The 24,701-nt window shown below is 71.6% G+C and carries 28 protein-coding genes and 1 pseudogene; 10 read left to right on the top strand and 19 right to left on the bottom strand.

The window, feature by feature from the left end; translation table 11 throughout:
• From HW445_RS32695 to HW445_RS03080, 3 genes and pseudogenes are all read left to right on the top strand, one after another.
• Positions 1-368, top strand: a pseudogene (locus tag HW445_RS32695) (hypothetical protein); the annotation flags it as partial.
• A gap of 391 nt (positions 369-759) precedes the next feature.
• Positions 760-1,302 carry a MobC family plasmid mobilization relaxosome protein gene (locus HW445_RS03085; protein WP_257230803.1) on the top strand — a complete coding sequence of 181 codons (543 nt, stop codon included), beginning with the start codon at positions 760-762 and terminating at the stop codon, positions 1,300-1,302.
• A 9-nt stretch (positions 1,303-1,311) separates the two neighbouring features.
• Positions 1,312-3,030: a relaxase/mobilization nuclease domain-containing protein gene (locus HW445_RS03080; RefSeq protein WP_180219478.1), complete on the top strand. Its 1,719-nt coding sequence runs from the start codon at positions 1,312-1,314 to the stop codon at positions 3,028-3,030.
• Between the two features lie 76 nt (positions 3,031-3,106).
• Here HW445_RS03080 and HW445_RS03075 read toward each other — a convergent pair whose 3' ends face one another.
• The 3 genes from HW445_RS03075 to HW445_RS03065 all read right to left on the bottom strand — a co-directional run bounded on the left by HW445_RS03075 (position 3,107) and on the right by HW445_RS03065 (position 5,015).
• Positions 3,107-3,949 (bottom strand): DUF317 domain-containing protein, encoded by an 843-nt coding sequence (locus tag HW445_RS03075; RefSeq protein WP_180219477.1) that lies wholly within the window; start codon positions 3,947-3,949, stop codon positions 3,107-3,109.
• Positions 3,950-3,986: 37 nt separating this feature from the next.
• Positions 3,987-4,340, bottom strand: coding sequence for a DUF317 domain-containing protein (locus HW445_RS03070; RefSeq protein WP_180219476.1), 354 nt, complete (start codon positions 4,338-4,340; stop codon positions 3,987-3,989).
• Positions 4,341-4,484: 144 nt separating this feature from the next.
• Positions 4,485-5,015: a GNAT family N-acetyltransferase gene (locus HW445_RS03065; RefSeq protein WP_180219475.1), complete on the bottom strand. Its 531-nt coding sequence runs from the start codon at positions 5,013-5,015 to the stop codon at positions 4,485-4,487.
• Positions 5,016-5,508: 493 nt separating this feature from the next.
• On the opposite strand from HW445_RS03065, the gene HW445_RS03060 reads away from it, so the two are divergent.
• The gene (locus HW445_RS03060; RefSeq protein ID WP_180219474.1) at positions 5,509-5,835 is read left to right on the top strand and encodes a hypothetical protein; all 327 of its coding nucleotides are present in this window, start codon (positions 5,509-5,511) and stop codon (positions 5,833-5,835) included.
• A gap of 21 nt (positions 5,836-5,856) precedes the next feature.
• On the opposite strand, the gene HW445_RS03055 is transcribed toward HW445_RS03060, so the two are convergent.
• From HW445_RS03055 to HW445_RS02975, 16 genes are all read right to left on the bottom strand, one after another.
• Positions 5,857-6,852 carry a collagen binding domain-containing protein gene (locus HW445_RS03055; protein WP_257230802.1) on the bottom strand — a complete coding sequence of 332 codons (996 nt, stop codon included), beginning with the start codon at positions 6,850-6,852 and terminating at the stop codon, positions 5,857-5,859.
• Positions 6,853-6,887: 35 nt separating this feature from the next.
• Positions 6,888-7,373, bottom strand: a complete 486-nt coding sequence (locus HW445_RS03050) for a hypothetical protein (RefSeq protein ID WP_180219473.1) — start codon at positions 7,371-7,373, stop codon at positions 6,888-6,890.
• Positions 7,374-7,405: 32 nt separating this feature from the next.
• Positions 7,406-8,263: a DUF317 domain-containing protein gene (locus HW445_RS03045; RefSeq protein ID WP_180219472.1), complete on the bottom strand. Its 858-nt coding sequence runs from the start codon at positions 8,261-8,263 to the stop codon at positions 7,406-7,408.
• A 28-nt stretch (positions 8,264-8,291) separates the two neighbouring features.
• Complete coding sequence (locus tag HW445_RS03040; protein ID WP_180219471.1) at positions 8,292-8,903, bottom strand: HAD family phosphatase; 612 nt, start codon at positions 8,901-8,903, stop codon at positions 8,292-8,294.
• Positions 8,900-9,970 (bottom strand): MFS transporter, encoded by a 1,071-nt coding sequence (locus HW445_RS03035; protein ID WP_257230807.1) that lies wholly within the window; start codon positions 9,968-9,970, stop codon positions 8,900-8,902. The genes HW445_RS03040 and HW445_RS03035 overlap by 4 nt, the downstream gene beginning before the upstream one ends.
• A 71-nt stretch (positions 9,971-10,041) precedes the next feature.
• Positions 10,042-11,301, bottom strand: a complete 1,260-nt coding sequence (locus tag HW445_RS03030) for an ATP-grasp domain-containing protein (protein WP_180219470.1) — start codon at positions 11,299-11,301, stop codon at positions 10,042-10,044.
• 60 nt (positions 11,302-11,361) lie between these two features.
• Entirely contained in the window at positions 11,362-11,667 is a 306-nt protein-coding gene (locus tag HW445_RS03025; protein WP_180219469.1) for a hypothetical protein, read from the bottom strand.
• A gap of 41 nt (positions 11,668-11,708) precedes the next feature.
• Positions 11,709-12,854 (bottom strand): MFS transporter, encoded by a 1,146-nt coding sequence (locus HW445_RS03020; RefSeq protein WP_180219482.1) that lies wholly within the window; start codon positions 12,852-12,854, stop codon positions 11,709-11,711.
• A gap of 62 nt (positions 12,855-12,916) precedes the next feature.
• Positions 12,917-13,396: a regulator gene (locus tag HW445_RS03015; RefSeq protein ID WP_180219468.1), complete on the bottom strand. Its 480-nt coding sequence runs from the start codon at positions 13,394-13,396 to the stop codon at positions 12,917-12,919.
• On the bottom strand, positions 13,393-14,262 hold the full coding sequence (locus tag HW445_RS03010; RefSeq protein ID WP_257230801.1) for a winged helix-turn-helix transcriptional regulator: 870 nt from the start codon (positions 14,260-14,262) through the stop codon (positions 13,393-13,395). Before HW445_RS03010 ends, HW445_RS03015 begins: the two co-directional genes overlap by 4 nt.
• A gap of 39 nt (positions 14,263-14,301) precedes the next feature.
• The gene (locus HW445_RS03005) at positions 14,302-14,712 is read right to left on the bottom strand and encodes a hypothetical protein (RefSeq protein ID WP_180219467.1); all 411 of its coding nucleotides are present in this window, start codon (positions 14,710-14,712) and stop codon (positions 14,302-14,304) included.
• 10 nt (positions 14,713-14,722) lie between these two features.
• Entirely contained in the window at positions 14,723-15,658 is a 936-nt protein-coding gene (locus HW445_RS34060) for a hypothetical protein (RefSeq protein WP_306673263.1), read from the bottom strand.
• 153 nt (positions 15,659-15,811) lie between these two features.
• A complete protein-coding gene (locus HW445_RS02990; RefSeq protein WP_180219466.1) occupies positions 15,812-16,528 on the bottom strand; it encodes a hypothetical protein in 717 nt (238 codons plus the stop codon).
• Between the two features lie 16 nt (positions 16,529-16,544).
• Positions 16,545-17,054: a hypothetical protein gene (locus tag HW445_RS02985; protein ID WP_308798211.1), complete on the bottom strand. Its 510-nt coding sequence runs from the start codon at positions 17,052-17,054 to the stop codon at positions 16,545-16,547.
• Positions 17,051-17,623 carry a DUF4913 domain-containing protein gene (locus tag HW445_RS02980; RefSeq protein ID WP_180219465.1) on the bottom strand — a complete coding sequence of 191 codons (573 nt, stop codon included), beginning with the start codon at positions 17,621-17,623 and terminating at the stop codon, positions 17,051-17,053. Before HW445_RS02980 ends, HW445_RS02985 begins: the two co-directional genes overlap by 4 nt.
• 227 nt (positions 17,624-17,850) lie before the next feature.
• Positions 17,851-18,606: a site-specific DNA-methyltransferase gene (locus HW445_RS02975; RefSeq protein ID WP_180219464.1), complete on the bottom strand. Its 756-nt coding sequence runs from the start codon at positions 18,604-18,606 to the stop codon at positions 17,851-17,853.
• Between the two features lie 502 nt (positions 18,607-19,108).
• Between HW445_RS02975 and HW445_RS02970 the strand changes: the two genes are divergently transcribed.
• The 6 genes from HW445_RS02970 (at position 19,109) to HW445_RS02945 (ending at position 24,615) form a co-directional block, all read left to right on the top strand.
• Positions 19,109-20,206: a C40 family peptidase gene (locus HW445_RS02970; protein ID WP_180219463.1), complete on the top strand. Its 1,098-nt coding sequence runs from the start codon at positions 19,109-19,111 to the stop codon at positions 20,204-20,206.
• Positions 20,207-20,279: 73 nt separating this feature from the next.
• The gene (locus tag HW445_RS02965; RefSeq protein WP_180219462.1) at positions 20,280-20,591 is read left to right on the top strand and encodes a DUF6112 family protein; all 312 of its coding nucleotides are present in this window, start codon (positions 20,280-20,282) and stop codon (positions 20,589-20,591) included.
• Between the two features lie 5 nt (positions 20,592-20,596).
• Positions 20,597-21,268 (top strand): hypothetical protein, encoded by a 672-nt coding sequence (locus tag HW445_RS02960; protein ID WP_180219461.1) that lies wholly within the window; start codon positions 20,597-20,599, stop codon positions 21,266-21,268.
• A 21-nt stretch (positions 21,269-21,289) separates the two neighbouring features.
• A complete protein-coding gene (locus tag HW445_RS02955) occupies positions 21,290-22,570 on the top strand; it encodes an ATP-binding protein (protein WP_180219460.1) in 1,281 nt (426 codons plus the stop codon).
• Between the two features lie 72 nt (positions 22,571-22,642).
• On the top strand, positions 22,643-24,115 hold the full coding sequence (locus tag HW445_RS02950) for an SCO6880 family protein (RefSeq protein WP_180219459.1): 1,473 nt from the start codon (positions 22,643-22,645) through the stop codon (positions 24,113-24,115).
• A 44-nt stretch (positions 24,116-24,159) separates the two neighbouring features.
• Positions 24,160-24,615: a DUF6238 family protein gene (locus HW445_RS02945; RefSeq protein ID WP_180219458.1), complete on the top strand. Its 456-nt coding sequence runs from the start codon at positions 24,160-24,162 to the stop codon at positions 24,613-24,615.
• The last annotated feature ends 86 nt before the right edge of the window (positions 24,616-24,701 follow it).

Genomic DNA, 24,701 nt, shown 5'->3' with positions numbered 1-24,701 from the left:
GGGACCGGGGACCGACCCGCACCAACCCGGGGACCGAACCCACCGGGGACCGGGGACCGGTCCCGCTGCCGAGGAAGCCGGTCCCCAAGTCGAAGGCCGGTAACCGCAGCGGACGATCCCGCGCTGCACGCGGGCAACGTCCCTCTCCCAAGGTGATGGCGACCGTGGAAGAGCTCACCGAGCAGGTGCGGCCTCACGTGCAGGAGCTGCTTGAACGGGACGGCAACGAGGCGATCACCCGGGTCCAGCTCCGGGAGATTCTCCGCCGCGAGAACCTCTCCGGCGGACGGAACGACCGCCTCAGCCTCGTACTCCAGCAACTGCGCAGGCCGATGGCGGACAGCACGACATCAAGGAGCAGCCGATGAAGCCCTGCCCGCGCTTCACCAGGATCCGGGCCGGATTCGAGCGCGACATCGCCTGTCTGAGCGCTCACTCCCAGCGGCACGCGGACACTCCAGCGGCCAAGACCAGCGCCACGCAGGCCCTAAGCCTGAAACAGCGCATGTCCCGGGCCCTGGTCGGGCACGTCGAGCGCTGCCTTGAGTGCGGCTGACCTTCGTACCCAGTCCGCCCACTTCAGTCCCATCCCCCTGGTGGCCGGCCCACTGCCCGGCCACCGGGGGCCACCCCGTAGCGGCACCAGAGGAGATCCACCACGTGACGACCCCGGACAACACCGGCACCACGCCGGACCGCCTGCCGACCAGCAACTCGGTCCCAGCGCGAGCAAGTTATCGGCCAAGTCACTCTTCCCCGTTGGGGCAGAGCGACTTGGCCGGTCCCGCCCCGGGGGTGGCGGGAGTGGTCCAGCACCGGGGGGTGCTGGACCAGGAGGCTGCGACCGAGGGCGGATCGCAGCCAGGAAATACGTCCCTTCGCCGACGCCCGCGTCGCTCCACGAAGAACGCGTCGCGCAAGCGCTCGCCGAAGCCCGCCGCGGCCAAGCGCAGCTACGTGTGCAGCGTCCGTCTCAACGACGACGAGAAGCACCGCCTCACTGTGGCCGCCACGGCATCCGGTACGAATTTGCCCGCCTTCCTCGCCCGCAGCGCGCTCGCCGCAGCCCGTGACCCGGAGCGCGCCGCAGGCGCCATCGCCGGCGAGCGGGAGCTGATCTCCGAGATGTTCGCCGCCCGTCGCAACCTCGGCCAGGCCGGCAACAACCTCAACCAGATCGCCAGGGCCATCAACTCCGGCGACCGGCCTGCAGGCACCCACATCGACGCCGTGCTGGCCGCAGTACGGAGGGCCACCGACCGCGTCCAAGCCGTCGCCGATCAGCTCCTCCAGCGGCACTAGGGCACCGTCATGGTCCCCAAGATTCACAAGCGCGGAACACGCACCATCGGACTGCTCTACTACCTCTACGGGCCAGGCAAGGCCGAGGAACACGTCGACCCGCACCTCGTGGCGTCGTGGGACCACAACGCGCCCGACCCCGGCCGCGACCCGAAGGCCACGTACCAGCTACTCCAGCAGCTCCTCGACCAGCCTCTCGCCCTGCTCGACGAGAGGCAGAGAGCGAAGAAGCACGTGTGGCACCTGTCGGTACGCAACGGCCCCACCGACAGGATCCTTACCGACGCGGAATGGGGCGATGTCGCCCGCTGCATGGTCGCCGCCGCCGGCATCGACGACCCGGAGCAGGGCGCGGGCTGCCGATGGGTCGCCGTCCGGCACGCCGACGACCACATCCACATCGTCGCCACCCTCATGCGCGAGGACGGGTACAAGCCCGATCTCGATCACGACGCCGCCCGCGTCCAGGCGCAGGCCCGCGCCCTCGAAGTGGAACTCGGTCTGCGCCGCCTGAACAAGGGTGACGGAACCGGCGCGAAGCGCCCGACCAGCGCCGAGCGGCACAAGGCGGAGCGCCAGGGCCGCGAGCGCACCGCGCGCGAGGAGCTGCGGGAGACGGTCCGCCAGGCGGTTGCCGGCGCTGCCGGCGAGGTGGAGTTCTTCGACCGTCTCGCCGCGGCGGGTCTGCTGATCCGCAAGCGCGTCGCGCCCTCCGGAGATCTCCTGGGCTACAAGGTGGCCCTCCCGGACGACCGGAACAAGGACGGCGACCCGGTCTTCTATCCGGGAGCGCGCCTGGCACCGGATCTCTCCCTGCCGCGGATCCGGGAGCGCTGGACCGGTGAGAGCGCCTCCGTCCCGGAGACGGTGAACGACGCCTCCCCGACGGCGGCGAGCGGCTCTGCCGCTCCGGCTGCCGCGCGGCGCCGGTCCGCCGATGCCGCCTGGCAGGCCCTCCTCGTCCTGGAGATCGCGGACGACTCGGTGGCCGCCGCGCACATCTCGGCGACCGGTGAGGTCCTCGACGCGCTGGCGGCGTCGTCCGCCGCCCACACCCGCCGTGAACTACGAGAGGCGGCCTGGGCGTTCGAGCGAGCGACCCGGTCCCACGTACGTGCCGCTCGCGGCCACGACCGGGCCCTGCGGCAGGCCGCCCGCGACCTCGTCCACGGCGGACCGGCCCTCGGCCGAGGCGAGGACGGCGCGACCACCGCCATGGCCATCGACATGCTGTTCTTCCTCGTCACCGCCGCGGCGCACTGGCACGCCCGGAAGAACCACGCCCAGCAGGCCGCAGCCGCCCACCAGGCGGCCGAACACCTGCGCGCCGCCTACCAGACCGCCGCCGCACCCCCGCTCGCCGCGCACCACCGGCGAGGCCGCCTCCTCGGCCGCACCGTCCTACGACGGCAGGCCCTCCTGCTGCAGACCGTGCTCCCGGAGAACGCCGAGCGCATCCTGGCCGAGCCCGGCTGGCACGCCCTCGCCGCCACCCTCGCCGACGCCGAGAACGCCGGCCACTCCCCCGCAGAACTCCTCACCGACGCCGCCCGCCAACGCGAACTGGACAGCGCGGAATCCCTCAGCGACGTCCTCGTCTGGCGCCTGCGCAGAAGCGCAGACCTCCCCGCCGACGCACCCCTGCCGGCCCGAAAGCGCACCTCCACCCAGACCAGTGCACGCGCGCCGCGCCGCGAGCAGGGTCAGGAGAACCGCCTCGGCCGCTGATCGACCCGCCACGACACGACGGAGCCCGGCCGCGCACACCGCGCGGCCGGGCTCCGTTTCAAGGCTTCTTCCCCGGTCAGGCCGGGGCGCGGAGGAGTCGGTCCTTCGTGCTTTCGGGCAGCACCCGGCGCAGCACCGGTGCCGGAGAACTGAGGGAGGACGTGAACGCGGCGACCAGGCTGGCCGGCACCCCGGCGCTGAAGCTGGCCGCCCACAGGTAGGGGGCATCCGGCCCGGTCTGGGACCACGCCTGCCATCCCGCCGGCCCCGCCTCCTGCGGCCCGACGGTCAGCGCCGCCGGATCGCCGTTCTGGATCAGCGGCGGTACCTCCCCGAAGGAGAGGTGCGACGTGAACGTGGGGTCGGTCGCCCCGGCGGCGGGCTGGTCGAAGTCCCGGAACCAGCCGTTGCCGGTGACCGACGCCACGACCTGCTCGGGCCCCTCGAAGAAGGTGGCCGAGCCCCGGCGGGCGTCGAGGGCGAGGAGGAAGTCCGTCACAGCCTCTCCCGGCAGGCCGGGCGTGAAGTAGGCGGACCATCGTGCGGTCATGTCGCTCGCGTCCTCGCGGGCGCAGACCTGCCATGCGATCGGCAGTCCGCCGAGGTGGAACGGCTCGTCCGCCAGCATCCACTGCGCCCACCGAAGACCATCGGGACTGACGTGCAGGACGGTGCTGCGCAGCACCGGCCGCTCCTCGATCACGTCGGCCGTCTCCGGCTCCTGGTGGATGCCGCGGACGATGGTCAATGCCGTCCATCCGAGGCCGGTCAGGGCGTCGGCGACGGTGTCGTAGAGCTGTCCGTCGTCGCCGGCAAGGTGACGAGGGCCCACCCAGTACGCGGGCAGAGCTCCATGGGGAGAAGGCCGGTCGAGGGGCGAGTTCGGGTTCAGGGCGCCTCCAAGGGCTGGGGAACACATGCGTGTGGGACGTGCCGGAGCGACGGCAGTCAGACTTCTACAAGGGGCGGCTGGTGCTCAGCACGCCCGCCACCGCGGCGGCGACGACATCGGCCGGCGTCTGGGTGCCGAAGGACATGCTGTAGCCGGGCTCCGTCGCGGTGCCGGTGACCGAGATCTTCCAGCCCTCTCCGTCCGTTCCGGGGCGGCCGCCGGGGAACCAGCCAAGGTAGAAACGGCCGTCCTTCGAGTTGATGTGCACGTCCGCGCGGTCGTCGACCACCAGGTTGAAGTCCTCGGTGGTGAACTGCTGCAGGACAACGGGGGACTGCCCGGGGCCGAGCTGCCAGTGGCGCAGCCGTAGGGCACGGACGGTGGTGGAGAATCCAGTGTTCGCGGAAGCCACGGTCACGGGTTCACCTCGCTGACCTTGGGTTTTAAGGAGGTCGTCCACGTTGACATGCGTGCACCGGCGTTGGCCAGTCCTTCGTCGATCTTTCCTGTCTGCCCCCGGCGAACTGCCACAACGCCATGATCTTTTCGAAGCAGAACCGGATCACTCGACGCGGTCGCCGGGTTCGTCCTCCGAGGCACGGGCCGGTCCCTGGTGCGCGGGAAGCAGCTGCTGATAGACCGGGTGAGGATCCGAGGCATTCGGACGGAACGAGCAGCACGTCCGTGTAGTGACGGCTGGCCGCACCATCGGGTCCAAGAGGTCGTCGGCAGCAAGAAACCCGTTCACGGCATAGAACGGTCGATCGTCAGGATCGACGCCAGCAACGAGACAGCGGTCCTCGTATCGCCGAGCCAGCTCGTTGATGAGCGCGGTTCCCACTCCACGCCTCCTGTACTCACCATCGGTCACCACACGCTCGATGACAATCTGGCCGCTCCCCGGAAGGTTCGCGTACAGCCAACCACGGACCCGTCCGTCACTCACGCAGGTCAAAACACACTCGGCATCATGCAGAGGTAGCGATCCACCAGCATCATTGATCTCCCAGCCCCCGAGGTGGGAGTAGGCACGGCCGATCGCGTTGATGGCAGGAAGGTCTTCGGCAGTGGCGTCGCGAACTTCGTACGGCATGTCCTGCAGCGTATGCGGACCGCCTGCCAGCCCGAACACCCCTGTTTCACGGTGTACGCCGACAACTGACCGGCATCGGAATGCAACGAGGAATGGCCACGCTCCCGACACGGGCGCGTGGCCATCATGTGTTGATCGAGCCGCCGGCAGCTGACCCAGTGGAGGACCGTCTCCTGGGTGCCGCGTCCACCCGGCAGCTCATCAAGAGGCCCCTCTTCCTTCGGATCTGATGCCAGGCTGTACGCGGCGCAGGGGTTCCCGACTTGCGGGCGCCCGTTGCCCCGCGAAGGTGCTTGCCGTCTCAGATGTGGCGTCGGCCGATCATGTTAGGGCGCTTGTCCGAATGGGCTGGAGCGGTTCTTCTTCCTCGACAACGGTGACCGGGATCTGATCGCGCTGCGAAACGTCTGGGAGGCGCTGTTCGTCCGCGCCGCGGCGAGGAGGTTTCGGCGCTGCCTACGGCTCCGGCGAATCGGCTGTGTAGGTTTCGTGCGTGACTGATGATGGAGTTCCGCAGACGCTGTTCGCCGATGTCTGCCAGACGCTGGCCCGCGCCGGCTTCGACATCGCGTCGGCGAGCGCCGGGCAGGCGACGGGCTTAAGGGTTGGCCGGGAGCAGGACGCGGTGATCGTGAGCTGGGTGCCGGCGGACGAGCTGGACCCCGCGGGCAGAACGGATGCCTCCTACGAGGGCATCCGCAGCGCTCTGCAGCGAGCCCTCCAGGAGATCCTCACCCAGGCCGGTTACGGGGTGGAGGCGGACCGGACCGCAGGATACGTGCGGGTCAGCCGAGCCTCCTGGCTGTCCGCAGACGGCTGAAGCGTTCCGTGACGAAACCGCCTAGGCAGCGTCGTGCGGCCTTCGGCGGCGTGCGGCCAAGATCGCTCCGGCTCCTGCGACAAGCAGGCCGGTGGCTCCGCCGAGAAGCCAGCGGCTACGGTCGGCGCCGGTGTGGGCGAGGGTGCCTCTCGGAGCCGCCTTCGTACCGGCCTCGGGTGCGCTGCCCGCCGGGGCAGGGCTGCTCTCCGGCTGGCCAGAGCTCCGCCCGCTGTCCAGCGCCACGCTGTCCGTGTCCTTGCCGTTGGTGACCGTGTCGGTCGGTTCGGATGAAGGGTTGCCCCCTGTCGGCGGCTGCGGCCGGGCCGGGATCTTGGAGTCGGAGAAGGTAACACTGACCTGGGCTGCCGGGCCGGCGGTGAAGTTTTTACTGATCTTGGGGAGCTGGTAGCCAGCGGGGGCCTTGACCTGCTTGGCCCAGAAGCGGGTGGTGAGGCTGGTGATCGGCAGGTCGCCGGAGGCTGTTCCCCTGGGCCCGGTGGTGAGTGTGAGCAGGGTGGTGCCGGAGGAGCCGATGTTGACGCGGGCACCGGACAGGAGCTTGCCGGTCTTGTCGTCCTTCACCTGGAGAAGGAGATGGGCTTGCTTGAACGGGGCGACGATCGTGAGGCGGGTGGTGCCGCCGGGGGTGATGATGACGTCCTGATCGGGGACGGTGTCGTGCAGAGGGCTGCCCGAGGAGGTCTCCCGGAGGCGGTACACGCCTGCTGGGAGTTCGGCCAGGGTGAGCTGGCCCTGTGCGTCGGTTGTTCCGCTGGCGGCCTCCTGGCCGGTGGCGTCGAGGAGGAGGAAGGCAGTGCCGGCGAGGCGGGTGCCGGCGGGGTCTTCCTTGGTGATGTGGACGCTTCCCAAGGTCGTCTTCTCGTCAGGGCTGGCCGAGGCGGCAGAGTTGGGAGCGGGGTTGATCGCTTCGGCGGAGGCCGTGGGGGTGAGGGCGAGGGAGCCGGTCACTGCCAGGGCCATGGCGAGCGGGAGGCGGCCAGTGTTCAGGCTGTGCAAGGGGCGGGGTTCCTTTGATTCGGGCCTAGTGGAGGTCAACGGGCGCGGCCGGAGACAGGTGGCGTCGGCGGTGGGGCCGTAGCGCGGTGTGCCGTTGGGGAGGGGGCGGTAGTCGCCTTTGTGGCAGGGAACCAGACGGTGGCGTACTGCTCGATGGCGTCTCGGAGACGGTTGGTATGGGCGCCCTTCCAGGGAACCCAGTCCGGGCTGTCGCGGAATTCCCTGATGGTGGCGTAGCCGGATTCGTTGGGGCGGCGGCCCCGGGACGCGTCACGGTGGTCGAAGGTGTGGTGGTCTTCGAAGCGGAGGGTGACGGCGTCGAGTTCGCCCCGGTCGGTGTGGAGGACGGTCAGGCGGAGGCCCTCGTACTCGTCGGCGCATATGGTGCGGGCGAAGGTGATCCGGAGCCGGAGGGGTGAGTCGGATTCGGGTACCGCGTAAAACGAGCTGCCGACGATGACGGCGTCACGGAACGGCAGCCGCAAATGGTCGAGGAAGAAGGTCTGGGCGTGCATGGCCATGGAGGCACCTCTCGTCAGGGGGCCGGGCGATCTCAGTGCCGCGGGCCGGGAAGGGCCCGTCGGCTGGTGCTGGTGGTCCAGCGGGGAACGCTGGAGGTGGCCGGCGCTGCGGGCCGGCGGCGGGCGGACCGGGCTGCCTCGAGCGGGGTGGGGACGCGCGGTCCGGGTGGCACAATCGGGGTGACGTGGGCCGTGGCCTGATAGCTGGAGCGCTCGTTCTGCCAGCGCAGGACGGGAGCCGGGTCGGAGACGCTGTCCGTGACGGCCGCGAGCAGCGGGACGGGGGTGTCGGTGCTGGCGGTGGCGTACCAGTAGGGGTGGTTCACCGAGGTGCCCGCCCACAGGTGCCAGCGGGCGGTGCGGCTGGTGACTTCAATTCCCGGGTCGAGGTCGCCGGTGGTGTATTCGAGGTGGGCGAGGCCGTCGGGTGAGTCGACGGCGAAGACGCCCCAGCGGGGCCGGTCGATCACCCAGCCGCGGCGCAGCAGCGGAACCACGCCGAGGAAGGGATCTTGATCCCTGCTCCCGATGAGCGGCCGGGCGAGGTAGCTCTCCGGACCCTGCTGGTACAGCTTGGCCAGGGTGGTGGTGAAGGCGGTGACGAATTCGGTGGGGCAGCTGTCGTTGAAGCAGACGCCCCAGGCGGGTGGGGCGAAGGCGTCGCGGTAGGCGTTGATCCGCCAGAGTCCGTCGTCGTCGCCTTCGGGCAGGTAGCCCAGGCGGACCTTGCCGTCCGGAGCGTTCAGGTAGGCGTTGCCGCGATCGTCATGGTGAAGGTCCCAGCCGATCTCGCGGAGGGGTTCGAGGGCGGGGTCACCGGTGTACGTGGAGCCGGCCAGGTGCCGGGGGGAGACGTAGACGTCACCGTCGAGGTCTTCGGGGTGGGGCACGCGGGTCCTTGCGAGCTGCGGGGCGTGTTCAGAGGGCGAGGGCGGCAGCGAGTTCGGTCGCGTCGCCGGTGAAGTGCAGGGCGTGCATGCCGAGTTCGCGGGCGGTGGCGCAGTTGTCGAGGCGGTCGTCGACGAACAGGACGTGCTCGGGTGCGGTGCGGGTCGCGGCGAGGGCCTGCTGGTAGGCGGCGGGGTCGGGCTTGCACAGCCCGAGGCGTGCGGAGTAGACGGCCTCGGTGAACAGCTCCCGGCGCCAGGAGCTGTCGTCGAGGGCGTCAGCCAGCATGCTCGGCGCGTTGGACAGCAGGACCAGGGGCAGGCCGGCCTCGCGGATGCGGCGGAGGACGGCGAGGACGCGGTCGTCGGTGCGGGTCCACATGGCGGTGTCCGCGGCGCGCAGCTCGTCGAGGTGCCGCGGGGTGGGTTCGGTGCCGAGGACGGTGGTCCAAAACTCCGCGTCGGTGATGGTGCCGGCGTCGTAGGCGTCGCGGGCGTTCCAGAAGGCGGCCTTGAAGTAGTCGCTCTGGTCGGCGGGCCACCCGGCGGTGGCCGTCAGGTTCTCCCACATGGCTGCGGTGGGCTGGACGCCCAGGACGCCGTTGAAGTCGAGGACGACAGCGGACGGATTGGAGGGCTTCATGAGGTGTGGGGCTCCAGGGCTCGGCGGGAAAGGAAGGCGACTGCGGCGGCAAGCAGGGCGGGCAGCAGCAGGGCGGTGGGCAGGCTGGTGAGGGTGGCGATGGCGCCGATGAGGGCGGGGCCGGCGAGCAGGCCGAGGTAGCCGGTGACGGAGACGGTCGCGACGGCCTGGGGACCACCGGCACCGGCGGCAGAGATCAGGCAGGGAACGGTGAGGGACAAGCCGAGACCGAACAGGGTCCAGCCGGCGAGCGCGACCGCGGTCGTGGGTACGAGGACTCCGGCGGCCAGGCCGGCGGCGGCCAGAAGAGCACCGGTCTGGACGACGAGGCGGGCGCCGAAGGCGGCGGTGAGGCGGTCGCCGGTGAGGCGGCCGGTGGCCATCGCGGCGCTGTAGCAGGCGTACGCGGCGGCGCTCAGGGCGGTGGAGGCGTGCAGGCCGTCGAGGTGCACGGCGGCCCAGTCGGCTGCCGCTCCCTCGCCCAGCAGGGTTGCCGCGGCCAGGGCTCCCAGCAGCCAGATCCTGTCGCGGGGCAGGCGCTGATCGGCGTCCCGCCCGCTGCTGGACGGATCCTCCCCACCGGTCGTGGAACGCGCGCCGGGGATGGCGGCGAGCGCGGCGACAGCGAGAGCGAGACCGGTGATGAGGAAGAGGAGGCTGTGGGCGGTGCGGGCGGTGACGGCGGCCAGGGCCGCGCCCGCGAGGGCTCCGATGGAGTAGGAGGCGTGCAGGCCGGACATGATGGGCCGGCCGTAGGCGTTCTGGCAGCGGACCGCCGCGGTGTTGACGGCGACGTCCAGCACCCCGTGGGTGAGGCCGAAGAGCAGGGCTACGGCGGAGAGGGTGGGCAGGCTGTCGCACTGGCCGAGGACGGCGAGGCTGCCGGCCAGGCCGACGGCCCCGCTGGTCAGCAGGAGGGGAACGCGGTCGGGGCGGGTGAGGCGCCCGCCTGTCTGGAGTCCGGCGACCATGCCGAGCGCGGCGGCCAGCATCACCAGCGACAGCTGGGCGGTGGACAGGTCGGCTGACTTCTGGATCGACGGCATCCGCGCGCCCCAGACAGCCATCACGACGCCGAGGCCGAGGTAGTAGCCAGTCAGCAGCACGCGGCAGCGCCGGACGAGGAGGGTGGGGCGGTTCACGCGCCGGCCTCCCGCCGGACGGTGCCGGTGCGCGGGCGCACGTGAACGGTGAGTCCGCGGGCGGCCTCCTCGGCACGATCGCCGGCCTGGGCGCCCGTGCTCGCGGTGGCGACGAGGTAGCCGATGCGGGCGGTGAAGGTGTCGCCGCCGTCGGCGGGCAGCAGCACCTCATCGCCGGGACGGCGCTGGAAGTACACCGTGTCCAGCCACGGCTGGGTGCCGTGGAACCGCAGACGGGTGACGGTGCCCGAGGTGGTCGGGTACAGCAGCTTGACCGCGGCGGCCGAGGACCTGGTGGGCGTCAGGGCGGGGGTGCGTCCGCAGGCGATGTCGGCCGCCGCGCGGGTCAGGTCGATGCCGGTGGCGAGGCGGACCAGGTGCCCGATCATGTCGCCGCCGAGGCGTCCGTTGACTTCGATCAGGCGCGGGCGTCCGTCGACGAGGCGCATCTCGATGTGGCTGACGCCGTCGGTGACGCCCAGCGCGGTGATCGCCGCCCGGGCCACCGGCGCCACGGTCTCGCGCAGCTCGTCGGCGGCGTCGACGCAGTGGGCGAGTTCCTCGAAGTGCGGGGCCATGCCGACGGTCTTGCGGGTGACCGCGACCACCGTGGTGCTGCCGTGCCGGGTGACGCATTCGACGGAGATTTCCGGGCCGTCGAGGTACTCCTCGACCAGGACGTCGGTGCTCTCCTTCCCCTGGGCGGCGGCCTCGGCGGCATGCCGGTACGCGGTCGTGAGCTGTTCGGCGTCGTCGGCGCGGACCACGCCCACGCTGGCGGCGTGCGCGGCCGGCTTCACGACGACCGGGAATCCGATCTGCTCGGCGGCGGCTTGGGCTTCCCCAAGGCTGCGGACGCTGCAGGAGATCGCTGAGGGCACCTGGTGCCGGTCGAACAACTGCCGGGCGGCGGCCTTGTCACGGCATGCAAGCACGGCCTCCACCGGGTTGGCGGACAGTCCGAGGCGGTGGGCGAGCCGGGCGACGGGCACGAGGTACCACTCGGTCCAAGTGAGCGCCCCGGCCAGGTTCCAGCGTTCGGCGAGCGCCTGCCCGGCCTGGTCGAGCTGGGTCTGGTCGGTGGGGTCGGGGACGACCACGCAGTCCCGGATGTAGGGGACTTCCCAGGAGGGCTCTTCCTGGGTGATCAGGACGACGTCGTAGGCGGCGGCCACGGACCGCAGGCAGTAGCCGCGGTAGCCCTCGGATTCGGCGCCGGTGGGGGCCACGAGCAGGACGACAGGACTGTGGGACAAGCGCGGAACTCCAGAACCAGAAGGTGGAGAGAATCGGACGACGGTGCGTGAGACCGGCGGTCAGGGACTGCGACGGCGTCGGATCTCGATCGCGGGGGCCCACTCGGGGTGCTCGTCGATGAGCCGGCGGGCGTACAGGGCGGTGTAGTTGTTGTTGAGGCCGGTGATCCCTCGCGGGCGGCGCCAGCGCAGGACCTCGAAGAGGGCCTTCATGCCGACCCGGGTGGCGCCTGCCGCGAGGCGCTGGGCGACCAGCCGCTCGAGGGAGGTGTAGATCCAGGGGTGGGCGGCGTCGAAGGCGTGGAACTGTTCGCTGATGGTCGGCCGGGCGTAGTCGGACCGCTGGACGGACGTGGTGGCGGGCATGGGTGCGGGTGGACTCCTACGACTCGGGCGAAAGGGCGCGGTCAGGTCGTGACGGCCGGGACGGCGCGCAGGGTCCGCAGGCGGGCGAAGGTGACGGCAAGGCCGATGGTCTGGAGCACAGCGGTCACGGCGACGGCGTGCGGGAGGTCCGCGGGCGGAACGGCGGCGACCACCAGACCGGCGAGGGGGAAGGGGATGAGGAGCAGCAGGATGGTGACGGCGAGGGTGCTGGCGAAGGTCTCGCTGGGGATCAGGTGGGCGCGCAGGGTGCGCAGGACCACGGTCAGGCCGCCTTCGCCGGCCATGAGGACGGCGATCAGCAGGAGATAGCCGCGGTAGGTGTCGGCCGTCGCAATGGCGAGGGTCGCGGTCGCGGCGAGGACGGCGGAGGCGGCTCCGGCGGGCCACAGGCCCCAGCGGTCGATGGCCCGTCGGCAGACGGTCACGGCGAGCAGGGAGGTGGCTGCCGCGACCGACCAGATCGCCCCGGCGTCCGCGCTGGAGTGGCCCAGCTCCGTGACCACGAGGACGGGAACGGCCGCCTGGAGGAGGCCGACAGCCGTGTTCGAGACGACCAGGCCGCCGACCAGCCAGGCCAGGGCGGGCAAGGACCGCAAGGTCGCCCATCCCGCACGCAGCCCCTTCCGCTTTCCCCCAGCCGCGTTCGTCTCTTCCCGGGTCTCCTGGCGTGGGCCGAGGGCGGCGGCGAGGAGGGAGAAGCCGGCCAAGGTCCCGAGCATGGCCTGCGGGCCCGCGTGCTCCAGGAGGAGTCCGGCGAGAACAGGGCCTGCGAGTGTGGCGACCTGGTCGATGCCCAGCAGCACCGACTGCACTTGGTGTGCTCGGCGCCCTGGTTCGTGGCTCGCCGCGTTGCCGGAGGTCTCCACCGCCACGTAGCTGACCTCGGTGAGCACACCGGTCGCGGCGGCGAGCAACATCACGGCCGTGGTCGCCGCCACGGTGTGGGGTTCGACGCTCGTGAGAACGACTGCCGCGGCCAGGACGACGGCGGCCCGGGTCAGGCAGGCCGCCTGGAAGATCCGGGCGGTGCCGTAGCGGTCGACGAGGGCTCCGGCCAGTGGGAAGGCGGCCAGGCGCGGGATCCACTCCAGAGCGAAGGCAAGACCCGTCAGCGTCGCGGAGCCGGTGGTGGCCAGGACAAGCAGTGGGATGCCGTAGGTGCCCATCGCGAACGCGGCGGCGTCGGCGGCCCGGGGCAGGTAGGTCCGGCGCAGCAGGGTGCTACGGCTCACGCACGGCCCTCGCTCGGCCCGCCGGGGACCATGGACTGGGCGTGATGGGCGATCCAGTCGGTCAGCATTCGTTCCGCTGCGTTGTGGCCGGCGAAGGCATAACCGACTATGGGGCGGGGCTCTGCGATCAGGAGGTCGAGAGCGAGGTGGACGCGATCGGCGAAGTCCCAGACCGGTGCCGGGTAGTTGTGCCGGCGGGCCCATCGGGCGACGGCTTCGTAGACGTCCGCGAGTTCTTCTCCCGCGGGGGACAGGGCGCTGCTGGTGGGGGTTCGCCGAAGGAGATGCAGGCTGTCGGCCCGGCGGACCGCGCGGCGTATCTGGGTGCGGGAGAGGTCGCTCAGGGTGCTTATGAGGGCGTAGTGCGGGATGGCTCCGTGGTCGGCGATCTCGCTGACCAGGCGGATGACGGGGCGGTAGGCCAAGGCCGTGTGGACGGCCCACGGGGTGAGGGCGGTGGTGGAGGTGGGGGTCATCGGGTGGCTCCGGCCATCTGCGCCATGGGCGCCATGGGCGTTGCGGGGTGGGAGAAGAGGTCGTGGTGCTGCCAGGCCGCGTGCGGGGCCCGCCGTGCGGCCGTGGGCACCCGGGGAGGTCCGGGCCGGGCGGGAGGGGCCGGGAGCTGGGACTGGTGACTCGTCCACGGGCGCGGGCTGAACGTGGTCTCGGCGCGGTGCTGGGCCCAGCCCCAGAGCCGGTGGGTCGCGGCCTCCGTCATCGGGCGTCCGGCGGCCCACACCGACAGCGCGGCGAGGACCGGGGAAAGCGCCTCCCCTGCGGGTGAGAGGCGGTAGGGGCGTCCCTTGCCGGCGCTGACGACGAGCCCGTCGTCAGCGAGCCGCCGCAGCGGCGTGTAGACGTTCGCCCAGTGCGCGTCCGGGATGACCAGGTGGGCGAGGGACCGGGCGCTCGCTTCCCGCCTGCGTCGCAGCGCCCACAGGATCGCGGGGGTCTGCTGGCGCGACAGCCGTGCCAGAGCCCGCTCGACGCGGTCGACCAGCGGCAGCAGCGCAACGGCGGAGAAGTGCTGGTGCTCCCAGGCGCCGAGCATGTGGAGGACCGGGAGGAGCTGCTGCCCGCGACCGGTGAGGCCGTAGGTGACGTGGCGGGAGGAGTGCTCGGTGCGCTCGACCAGCCCGGCGTCGCACAGGGCGCGCAGCTTCGGGTGGAGCTGGCCGCTTTGCAGGTAGGGGAGCGAGATCGCGATGTCGGTGTAGCGCTGCGGCGGCTGGTTCAGGGCGAGCAGGATCCGCGCGTGCCAGCGCGGGGTGACCATCCGCAGGGCTTCGGTGACCCGGGCGACGTCGGCTTCGTCGGCGGCAGGCAGAGCGGTGGTGTTCAACAGGGAGCGCTCCAGACATAGGGACGGCTGCGGTGTTCGTCAGTGCGGGACGGACGCGCGGAGGGGCGGGGCAGGTGAGGGCGGAGGCAGCGGCAGGTCGGCGCCTGGCGTTGCGGGGGCGTCGGTACGGCCGAGGCTGCTCAGGACCGCTGCGGTGGTGGCGGCCTGTGCGTCGCGCACGGCGACCGATTCGGCGAGGCGGCGGGCGGCGTCAAGGAGGTGGGAGACCTCCGCCGGCCCGAACAGCGCCGCTGCAGAAACGAGTTCAACGAGACGGTGACGGGTGTGGCGGATGCTCTGCTCGGCGAGGGCCAGCCGGTGGCAGCCGTCGAGGAGTGCGGAGAGCATGCCGGGCGGCCTCTGCCGCGCGAGGGCCTCAAGGTCGCTCAGGGGCGCGCCGTACAGCTCCTCGATCTGCGCGGCGATCTCGAGGGAGGTGGGGTGGGCCAAGAGGCGGCTTTCATGAGCGGCGCGCGGGAACGAGGCCCGTGTGGGAGGGGGCAGGCGGTGGCGGGGTCGTGCTGAAGGTCTGCTGTGTGGTGCGGATGGCCGGAGCGGGCGCAGGGGGCGGCGGCATGACCTGCAGGAGGTTTTCCAGGGCGGAGAGGTAGCCGTTGCGGGCGGACAGCGCGGCTTCCCTCCAGGACGCGTCCATGCGCAGGGCGTCCGACGAGAGGGTGTTCAGGTTCCGGTCCGGTGCCGTGGTGGCGTGGACGCGGTCCCGGATGCGGACGAGCTGTTCTTCGGCCAGGGCGAGGAAGGACCGCAGCTCCAGGGCCCTGGCCAGTGCCGGCGGGGCGTCCGGGCCGACCGCCTGGGCATAGAGTGCGCCGATCGGGGAGCCGAAGACGGACTCCAGCCGCTGGTCCTGGCTGCACGGCTTGTCGCGGACGCTCACCTGGCTGCCCCTCGGACGGGTGGCGGACGCCGGTGCGGCCGGGACCGCCGGGCTGGTGGGCACCGCCGGTCCACGACGCACCCCAGTGGTGTCGGTGTTGGTGGTGGTGCGTCGGGCGGCGAACCTCTCCCTCAGTGCCTCATCCGGGTCGAGGAGGAACCTGACCGTCATGGCGCGTCCGTCGCGGACGGTGACCGCCTCGTCGACGCGGTAGGCGAGAGCCACCGTCGGCTGGTCGACCTCGCCGTGCTGGGTGGCCAGTGCTGCGAGCAGCTGGTCCTCAGCCCGCGCCAGCTCGGCCTGGGACTCGGTGAGCAGCCGGTGCCAGTGCACGACCTCGGTGGCGGCGGGATTGGCCTGCGGGGCTGCGGCGACCGCCGCCGCGAGGTCGCCCATGCTCATCTCGAAGCGCTGCTCGATCTGCTCGGTGAGGAGCCCGACGACATCATCGGTGTCGCCGGCAGCGACAGCGGGCGACTGTGGTCGGTGGAAGGGCATGCGGACGTAACCTCCGTACAGCGAAGAGGAAATGGGCGGGATGGCCGCCGAGGGCAGTGCCCCCGTTCGGCTGTGACCAGAGTCCGCGGATACGCCGGTTTGGCTAACCGGCGATCGTCGGCTATCTTCCGCCCGGCCCCGCCCCGCACGCGGTCATCGCGAGCGCCCTGGAACGGTTCTCGCGGGCGATGCCGGCGGGCTCGCGACGTGCCCCGCGTGTGAGGTCGCCCGGTCGACCGGTGGCAGGTCCATCTCCAGCGCGGCAAGACGTTGGTCGCACCAGGCCAGTGCGTCGGCGACCGTACTGAAGCCGCCTTCGCGCAGCGTGTGGGTTCCCGCGTTGAGGTCGGCCTCCTCGCACAGCACTCGGATGCGGGCAGGATCGGACGCGTCGCGGGAGCGGAGCACGACAAGGGTGAGCACGTCGTACGGGTGGTCGCGGGTGAAGCTGTCCAGGAAGCTGAAGTGGCCGGCGTCACCGCGGACACGTTGCTCCAGGGCGCGGGTGGTGTCGTCCGCCGGCTGGGTGCCGACGTCCGGGCCCAGGGCGACGGCGTCTGCGGGGCAGCCGCGCTGGATGAGCCAGGACTGGACCATCGCGGCGAGCGGCAGCCGCTCGTGTGCGAAGCGGTACGTCGAAGAGGCCATGTCTCGGCGCAGGTGCAGGGCGAGGACCTGGGACGTGTGCGGAGGCCCCCAGGTGGCCGCGGTGTCGTGGAGGACGAAGTAGCTGTGGGCGCCGTCGAGAGTGTGGTGCTCGGCGAGGACGGCAAGCGTGTGCAGCTCGGCCTCGAAGACCTGCTGGAAGACGCCCTTGATCCATGCGTCGGCCGGCGCGTAGCCGTCCAGGCGGTAGTCGGGTTCGATCAAGCGGAGGGCTCCTCGGTCACAGGGCGGGGCGCCGCGTGGCTGCGGCGGGTCGGGCGGGTAGGCCGGGGGCGGCCGCGGTCTGGACGGCCGGACCGGACGAGCGCTGCGGGACGGCCGCGAGGGCGGCCGGGGTGACGCGGTGGATGAGCTGCGGTGAGCGGGAGCGGGCGGCGTGGGTCCGCGAGCTCACCGGGCGGCGTTTCATGCCCAGCCGGTGCCCGACGGTGTCGTAGATGTCGTTGCGGGCGCGGGGCCGCACCGCCACCACGTGAACCTCCTTGTTGAGGTGCTTGGTTGGCGGAGCGGGGCGCACCGTGTAGACGAGGCGCCATTCCTTGCGGTAGTCGATGACGAGCTTGCGGTAGCCGGAGAGGTCACCGGTCAGCTCGCGGCCGAAGCGTTCTGCGTTGACCACTTCCTGCAGCTGCAGGAGGGCCAGGTCGCGGATGTCACCGGGCGCTTGGAGCAGGTCGGTGAGGGCGCGGGGGTCGAAGCTGAGGCCGAAGGCCGGCACTCCCCCGCTCACCGCGCACGCTCGATCGGACCGTCGGACTCCTTGTCCTCGGAGTCATCGTCGTGTGCCTCCGCCGCCTCCTCGCGGGTGGCGGCCTTCTCGGCCCGGGTGGAGGGCGGCGGACCGGGCAGGATGCGGTGGGCGGGGCGGTCGGGGGAGGTCATGCACGCCGACAAGGGTCCGCCGGGGGCGCGGACGGCGGCCATGGTGTGCAGGAGGCAGTCCCGGTGCCACACCAGCATGCCGCTCAGCCCGGCGTCGGCTTCCTTGTGCTGCTGGTAGGCGAGCCACAGGGCATGCAGCCACGCCACGACGACATCGTGTTCCTGCCACTGCGGGCACCAGGGAGAGGCGGTGGTCACCTCGGCGCCGTAGACGGGCATGAGGAAGTCGTCGACCCAGTCGGTGAGCGCGTCGAGTTCGTCCTCGTACTCCTCGCCCTCCAGCTCCAGGATCGGCCGAGGCTCCGGCGGGGGCGGCGCAAGCGGACCGCCGACCCCGGGCATCGCAAAGGAGGGGAACGGCGGCGGGGCGGCGGCGAGGTGGTCGAGCTGGCGGGCCTGCCGTGCGGTCTGGTCCACCAGCTTGCGGACGCTGGCCTCGATTTCCTCGAGGTTCCCCTCGGGGAGGCGGACCGGCGCAAACTCCTCGGACTCGTCGGGGAGTTCGCGGCGATCTTCGGACTCGGGCGTGGAAATGCTGGGCCTCCTTGAAGCCGCGGAAGACGAAACGGCGGAATGCCGACGGGAAAGCGCCCGAGCCAACCGACACGGATGCTCCGGGCGCGTAGTGCGGTCGAGTACGGGTGCTACGCGGTGAGGTCGAAGTCGTCCTGGGTGAGGGTCTGCCGGAGACTTTCGGCGAGGCGCTCCTGGGCCACGGCGGCGTAGTGCTTGGTCTTTTCCACGCCGATGAAGTCGCGGCCCTCCAGCAGGGCGGCGACGCCGGTGGAGCCGGAGCCGGCGCAGAAGTCGAGCACGGTTCCGCGCTCGGGGCAGATCTTCACCAGCTCGCGCATGACCTCGACGGGCTTCTGCGTGATGTGCCGCCGGTTCTTCCCCGACGGCTGGGAGGCCGAGTAGAGGCCGGGGAGGTAGACGGGGTGCTGGTCGCCGTCGATGGCGCCCTTGGAACCCCAGACGACGAACTCGCAGTTCTGGGTGAAGCGGCCCTTCTGCGGACGGGCCTGCGGCTTGTGCCAGGCCAGCACTCCGCGCCACAGCCAGCCCGCGGCCTGCAGGGCGTCGGTGGTGACGGGCAACTGCCGCCAGTCGGTGAACAGCAGCGCGGTCCCGCCGGTCCTGGTGAGGCGATGGGCCTGGGTCATGATCTGGGTGAGCCAGAAGCCGTAGGACCGCTGGTCCATGTTCTCGCCCTCGAAGTCCGGCAGGTCATGGCCGGCGTCGGCGGAGGTGTACTTCTGGCGGGCGCCGCGAGAAGTGCGTTCCTTCGCGGTACGGCCGCCGGAGTTGTAGGGCGGGTCGGTGATGACCGAGTCGACGCAGTCGTCCGGCAGTTCAGCGAGGACGGTGAGCGCGTCGCCCTGGTGCAGGGAAAAAGGCAAGGGCGTACCCCGTATTCGGGTGAGGTGTGGGGGAATTCAGCGCTCCTCGACCGACAGAAGTCCGGCGGGCTCGTATTCGGGCAGCACAAACAACAACCCGCAGCCGCACGCCGGGTGGGCGAGGAACGAAGTGCGAGAACTGTAGAGGCGAATCGCCGGTCGACCAAAAAGTCAAGCGGGAGGGGTCGGATTCCGACCCCTCCCAGGCAACTATTTGGTCGACCGGCGATTCGGGCCTACCGTATTGCTCCCAGCAGCCGGGGAAGCCTCCCGCACTGCGGTGCACGACCGTCCGCGATGCCCGGACGTGGCACATCGCCACCACGTCGCGCCGCGGCAGCAGCGTTCCCTGCTGCCCTCCCGAGCCAGCCCGCCCAAGGCGCTTCACCGCGCCCAGGGGCGAGGCCGCTCGCACCCTCTCCCAGTCCAAGAAGGTTCTTGTTGTGACGACTCGCCATCCGACCCCGCTCGAACTCACCGCCCACCGTAGGGAACGCGCCGGTTGAAGGCGCTGGCCGTCGGCGTCGTGGCCGTCGTGCTGGCACCGCTGCTCCTGTGCGGTGTCGTCCTCATGGCCGTCACCTCCTCCGCCGCGTCCGACTCCTCCTGCCTGTCCGGCCCGGACACAGGCAAGATCCGCAAACAGGTCGAGAAGATCCTCGCCGGGGCGGACACTCCGGCCGAGCCGATCGAGGGCCTCGACCTGCCGGACGAGCAAATCCCCCACGCCCGCACCATCGTCGCCACCGGCGTGAACCTCGGCGTCCCGCCCCGCGGGCAGGTCGTGGCGCTCGCGACCGCCATGCAGGAATCGCGGCTGCGGAACCTGACCTACGGGGACCGCGACTCGCTGGGCCTGTTCCAGCAGCGTCCCTCCCAGGGCTGGGGAACCGCCGACCAGATCCGCGACCCTGTCCACGCCTCGACGCGGTTCTACACCGCCCTGCTCCAGGTCTCCGGCTGGCAGCAGATGACCGTCACCCAGGCCGCTCAGGCGGTCCAGCGGTCCGCCTACCCGGACGCCTACGCCCAGTGGGAACCGCTCGCCACCGCTCTACAGCAAGCCATCGCCGCCACCTTGCCCGCAGCGGGCGAGGACACCGACAGCGCCGAACACGAAACCTCGAGCCTGTCGTGCGGCCCGGAGGACGGTGCCGCGTTCGGGCCCATCCCCGCGGGTGCGATCCCGGACGGGTACTCGATCCCCTCCGGCACCGACCCGCGGGCGCGTAAGGCGATCGTGTGGGCGATGCGGCAGCTCGGCACGATGTACCAGTGGGGCGGCTCGTGCACCGACCCTCACGGCCCGGACCCGATGGCCCGCTGCGACTGCAGCTCGCTGACCCAGCAGGCATACGCCCACGCCGGCATCACCCTCACCCGCACCACCTACACGCAGATCAACGAGGGCAAAGCCGTCCCGGTGAAGGCCCTGCAGCCCGGCGACTTGCTCTTCAGCCGCGGCAGCGCCGCGCGCCCCGAGCACGTCGGGATCTACCTCGGCCAGGGCCTGGCGATCGAGGCCCCCCGCACCGGCAGGCCGGTCCTGATCAGCCCGCTGAAGGACTGGACCGTCCTGGCCGCCCGCCGCGTCGTCTGATCCCCGCGCTCCCTCTTCATTCCGTTCCCTTCCGGTCCCGCGCGGTCCGGACGCAAGGAGTTCCGCCATACCCATGTCACCCCTCGCCGAACACCTCCTGTTCCTCGCCTACGACCCGGGCGTCAGCCCCAAGGAGGGCGGCCTGCCGGGCCTGTCGGTGCTGAAGACCGTGGTCAGCAGCATCAACCTGTTCGGCATCATCGCCGTCGTCGGCGCGCTCGCCGTCTCCCTGGGCGTCTGGGCCTGGGGCCACCACACCGGTGGCCACCAGGCCGAGGCGAACGGGAAGAAGGGCGCCGTCGTCGCCGCAGGAGCCGCGCTCGGTCTCGGCGCCGCCAACGGCATCGTCGCGTTCTTCTCCGCCCTCGGCTCCCAGGTGCAGTGATGCCGATGCCGCGACTCCCCTTCACCTTCCGGACGCCGCCCCGGCGCGTCACTCTGGCGGCACTCGCGCTGGTCGCGCTGCTCGCCGTGACCACCGTGATCGCGCTGACCACCGGACCCCGCGACGACCCCAGGGACCCCAACGACGCCTCTATGTCGGGCCATTCGTCCGCGCCAACCAGCGGCAGCAGCGACCAGGAACCGCCCGCGGAGGCAAGTACAGCGTCCGGACCGCCGCACATCTCCGATCCCCTCGCGTTCGCCCGGGCCGCCGCACTCATGCTCTGGTCCTACGACACCCGCAACACCAGCCAGCAGCAGCAACTGGCCGCCATGCGGTCCTGGATGTCGGACGAGGACAAGTACGCGGACTGGCCGTCGATCTCCGGGCAGATGCCCACCCCCGCCCTGTGGGCACGGATGAGCGACCAGGACCAGCGGGCGACCTCCGAGGTCACCGAGGCTCGGTATCCGTCGGCGTTCAAGCAGGCGCTGGCGGAGGATCCCTCGGCGATCACCGAGGCGTACATCTACGCCGTGACGGTGACCGGCAAGCAGACGATCACCTGGGCCAGCGGCGGCCAGGGCGCGGAGGCGCGCTCGGTGACGCTCGCCGTGCAGTGCCGCCCGTCGCAGGACTGTTCGCTGGTCGCTATCGCCCCGCGCGTGGCCCAGTGACCAGGAAGGAGACAGCCGCTCATGGCCTTTTGTGACCTTCCTGTCGCGGACACGGTCTGCGACATCGGTGACGCCGTCGACTTCGTCACCGATCCGGGCAGCGCGCTGGGTGACTGGATGGCAGCATCCGTCGCCGAGTTCGCCGCGACAGCCGTGGACATGGTGACCAAGGCGGTCGACAACACCACCGGCGTCGACCTGAACGCGCCCTGGTTCCGGGAGAACTACGAGACGCTCCTGCCCATCGCACTGGTCGCGCTGGTCGGCACGTTCTGCGCGCAGCTGGTGCGCGCGGCCGTCCGACGGGACGGCCAGGCACTGCGGCAGGCGTTCACCGGCACCGCCTCCGGCGTCCTGTTCGCCTTCTGCGCAATCGCGTTGACGACCGTGGCGATCGAAGTGGTCGACGCGCTGTCCGCCGGACTGATGGAAGCCTCCGGGACGAACCTGAAGTCGGCCGTGCGGCGTATCGCCGACGCCTCCCAGCTCAACGCGCACGGCGGGCTGGGCTGGCTGATCGTGGCGACCGCCACGCTGTGGTCGGCGATCGGCGCGATGCTGTACTGGTGCGTGATGATGGTCCGCAAGATCGGCATCCTCGTCCTGGTGACCCTGGCAGCCTTCGCGGGGGCCGGAGGCGGCTGGGAGGCCGCGCGGCGCTGGCGCAAGGGATGGATCGAGGCCACCGCCACCCTCATCGTCTCGAAGCTGCTGATGACGATCGTCTTCGTCCTGGGCATCGCCGCGATGGGCCGCACCGAGGCCAAGGACGGCGTCAGCGCCCTCGCTGACGTCCTCGCCGGCGCCGTAATCCTCTTCCTCGTGATGCTCTGCCCGTACGCGACGTTCAAGTTCGTCCACTGGGCGGCCGAGAGCACCGACGCCGAGAGCCTGCACCGGGCCGGCGGAGCCGGCGCCCAGCTCGTGAAGCAGCACACGGAACGCGTCGCGAAGAAGGCGGCCGGCGCGGCGGCGACCGCAGGCAGCGGCGGCGCGGCAGCCGGAGCCACCGCCGGTGCCGGATCCGTCGGATCCGCAGCACCCCAGGGCCCCAGTCCCCTTCCCGGAGACATCGCCGACACCCCGGTCAAGAGCGGGGCCTCGGGCACCGCCTCGTCCAGCGGCACGGCCGAGACCGGTGGCAAGGCGGGGAGCGCCGCACCGGCGAGCGCTGCTCCAGGCCCGGTGGGCGGCTGGCGTTCCACTCCGCCCACGACGACGCCGGCGGTCTCGGGATCCGGTCCGCGGTCCGCGGGGGCGGACAGTGCGTCGCCGTCCTCGCCGTCACCGACCGGCCCCTGACCATCCTTGCCCCCGGGAGCGGGCACCACCGGCTGTCCGCTCCCGGGCCACCAAACAACTTACGGAGCCGCCATGTCTGAAGTCTCCGTCGCTCCGGTCACCGTGAAGTTCCCCCACCGCTCCCGGCGCGGCATCCTCCTCGGCCTGTCCTTGCCCCAACTTGTCCTGGCCTCGATGGCGTTGGGGACGCTGCTGGTGACCGTCATGACCACCGGCCTGATCGGCGCCATCGTCCTGACACCGCTGTGGGCGGCGATCACGGCGCTGATAGCGATCCGGCGCGACGGCCGCTCCCTGATCGACTGGGCCCCGATCGTCTCCCGCTACGCGCTGCGCAGGAACGCCGGGCAGCACCTGTGGCTGGCCCGCCCCGTCTCCCGGCCCCGGCAGGACGGCGTCCTGCATCTGCCCGGGACCGCCGCCTCCTTGAAGGTCGTCACCCCCGGCGACTCCCCCGACGGGGCCGCGGCGGTCCTGGACCCGCACCAGCAGACGCTGACCGCCGTCGCCAGGGTCACCGGCCGCGCGTTCGCCCTCCTCGACCCGGCCACCCAGAACCAGAACGTGGCCGGCTGGGGACGTGCACTGGCCGGCATCGCCCGCGGCGGCCACATCGCCACCGTGCAGGTCCTGGAACGTACCGTCCCCGACTCCGGCGACACCCTCACCCGCCACTGGAACCTCCACGGACGCCCCGAGGCGCCGGTGGCGGTGCAGATCTACAGCGAACTCGTCGACACGGCAGGCCCCGCCGCCGCACCCCACGAGACATACCTCGCCCTCTCCCTCGATCTGAAGGCCGCCCGGCGTCTGATCCGGCAGGCGGGCGGCGGCCTGCCGGGCGCGTTCACCGTCATGGAACAGACGACCGCCGCCGTCGCCCAGGCCGCCCGCAGCGCCGGGCTCACGGTGACCGGCTGGCTGACCGCCCGCCAGATCGCCGCGGTGATCCGCACCGCCTACGACCCGAAGGCGCTCGCCGGACTGCAGCAGTGGTCCGACAGCGGAAGCGCCGAGGCGGACCCGGCCGCCGCCGGTCCCGTCGTCCAGGTCGAGGAGTACGACCGGATCGCCACCGACTCCGCCCGGCACGCCACCTACTGGGTGGAGAACTGGCCGCGCATCGAGATGGGCGCCGGGTTCCTGCACGGGCTGATGTTCACCGCCGGCATCCGCCGCAGCCTCTCCCTCGTCTACGTCCCCCAGGCCCTGGAATCCGCGCTGCGCGACGTGCGGCGCAAGAAGGCGCAGATCATCGCCGACGCCAGCGAACGCGCACGGCGCGGCCAGGTCGAGAACGAAGAGGACTCCGTCGAGTACGCCGACGTCAAACAGCGCGAACACCAGCTCATCGCCGGACACGCCGACGTCGCCCTCACCGGACTGATCACCGTCACCGCCGACACCGACGCCCTCCTCGACACCGCCTGCGCCCAGATCGAGACCGCCGCCGTCGCCGCCGGCGTGGACCTGCGCCGCCTGATCTACCAGCAGCCCGACGCCTTCACCCTCGCCGCCCTCCCCCTCGCCCGCACAGCCCTGTGACCCCGCCCCGCTCTCCGTCAGGGCAGCAGAAGGAAGCCTCCCGCTTGTCCCCTCTTCCGTCCCCCGCCGACGCGCACCCCTACCTCCGCGCGGCCACCGCCGGCATCCGCCACCACGCCCGGACCCCCACCCACGCCTCCCCGGACGCGCCGGAACCTGCGGACCGCCCGCACCTGGACACCCTCCACGCGCACCTCACCGCCGTCCACCAGCTCCTCGACCAGCTCGCCGACACCACCCACCCCCAGCACCCGGCGGCCGGACGGCACCTCGCCACCGCGCACACCAGGCTGTGGCAGGCGACCGCCGCGGTCCACGACGCCTTCCACCTCCTGCCCACCGCCTCGCAGGACTCCACCGCCTGCCGGCCCGAGCGGCTCCCGGAAGGCCCGCCGGTCCTCACCATCTGCCAGCGCCACCTCACCGCAGGCCACACGGTCAGACGCAAAACCACCCCCACCGACCTCACCCGCACCCGAACGACGGCATGCCAGCGATGACTCACCGGCCCTCCCGACGCGCACGCCGCGCCTCGGCCAGCCCACTGTTCACCCCCCACGGCACCGACCGCGCCGGACGCCGAGCC

It is taken from the genome of Streptomyces sp. UH6 (genome assembly GCF_013421635.1).
GTDB lineage: Bacteria > Actinomycetota > Actinomycetes > Streptomycetales > Streptomycetaceae > Streptomyces > Streptomyces abyssomicinicus.
The sequence above is the reverse complement of the archived record's forward strand: the minus strand, read 5'-3'. Positions and strand labels throughout refer to the sequence as shown.

What these genes read in the sequence shown, in the direction of transcription:
- HW445_RS02950 (WP_180219459.1), top strand. Translation starts at nt 22,643, where the DNA reads ATGTCTGAAGTCTCCGTCGCTCCGGTCACCGTGAAGTTCCCCCACCGC.
- HW445_RS34060 (WP_306673263.1), bottom strand. Translation starts at nt 15,658, where the DNA reads ATGCCCTTCCACCGACCACAGTCGCCCGCTGTCGCTGCCGGCGACACC.
- HW445_RS02965 (WP_180219462.1), top strand. Translation starts at nt 20,280, where the DNA reads ATGTCACCCCTCGCCGAACACCTCCTGTTCCTCGCCTACGACCCGGGC.
- HW445_RS03050 (WP_180219473.1), bottom strand. Translation starts at nt 7,373, where the DNA reads ATGGCCATGCACGCCCAGACCTTCTTCCTCGACCATTTGCGGCTGCCG.
- HW445_RS03020 (WP_180219482.1), bottom strand. Translation starts at nt 12,854, where the DNA reads ATGGGCACCTACGGCATCCCACTGCTTGTCCTGGCCACCACCGGCTCC.
- HW445_RS03040 (WP_180219471.1), bottom strand. Translation starts at nt 8,903, where the DNA reads ATGAAGCCCTCCAATCCGTCCGCTGTCGTCCTCGACTTCAACGGCGTC.
- HW445_RS03075 (WP_180219477.1), bottom strand. Translation starts at nt 3,949, where the DNA reads ATGTGTTCCCCAGCCCTTGGAGGCGCCCTGAACCCGAACTCGCCCCTC.
- HW445_RS03065 (WP_180219475.1), bottom strand. Translation starts at nt 5,015, where the DNA reads ATGCCGTACGAAGTTCGCGACGCCACTGCCGAAGACCTTCCTGCCATC.
- HW445_RS03035 (WP_257230807.1), bottom strand. Translation starts at nt 9,970, where the DNA reads ATGGCTGTCTGGGGCGCGCGGATGCCGTCGATCCAGAAGTCAGCCGAC.
- HW445_RS02955 (WP_180219460.1), top strand. Translation starts at nt 21,290, where the DNA reads ATGGCCTTTTGTGACCTTCCTGTCGCGGACACGGTCTGCGACATCGGT.
- HW445_RS03080 (WP_180219478.1), top strand. Translation starts at nt 1,312, where the DNA reads ATGGTCCCCAAGATTCACAAGCGCGGAACACGCACCATCGGACTGCTC.
- HW445_RS03025 (WP_180219469.1), bottom strand. Translation starts at nt 11,667, where the DNA reads ATGCCCGCCACCACGTCCGTCCAGCGGTCCGACTACGCCCGGCCGACC.
- HW445_RS03015 (WP_180219468.1), bottom strand. Translation starts at nt 13,396, where the DNA reads ATGACCCCCACCTCCACCACCGCCCTCACCCCGTGGGCCGTCCACACG.
- HW445_RS02960 (WP_180219461.1), top strand. Translation starts at nt 20,597, where the DNA reads ATGCCGCGACTCCCCTTCACCTTCCGGACGCCGCCCCGGCGCGTCACT.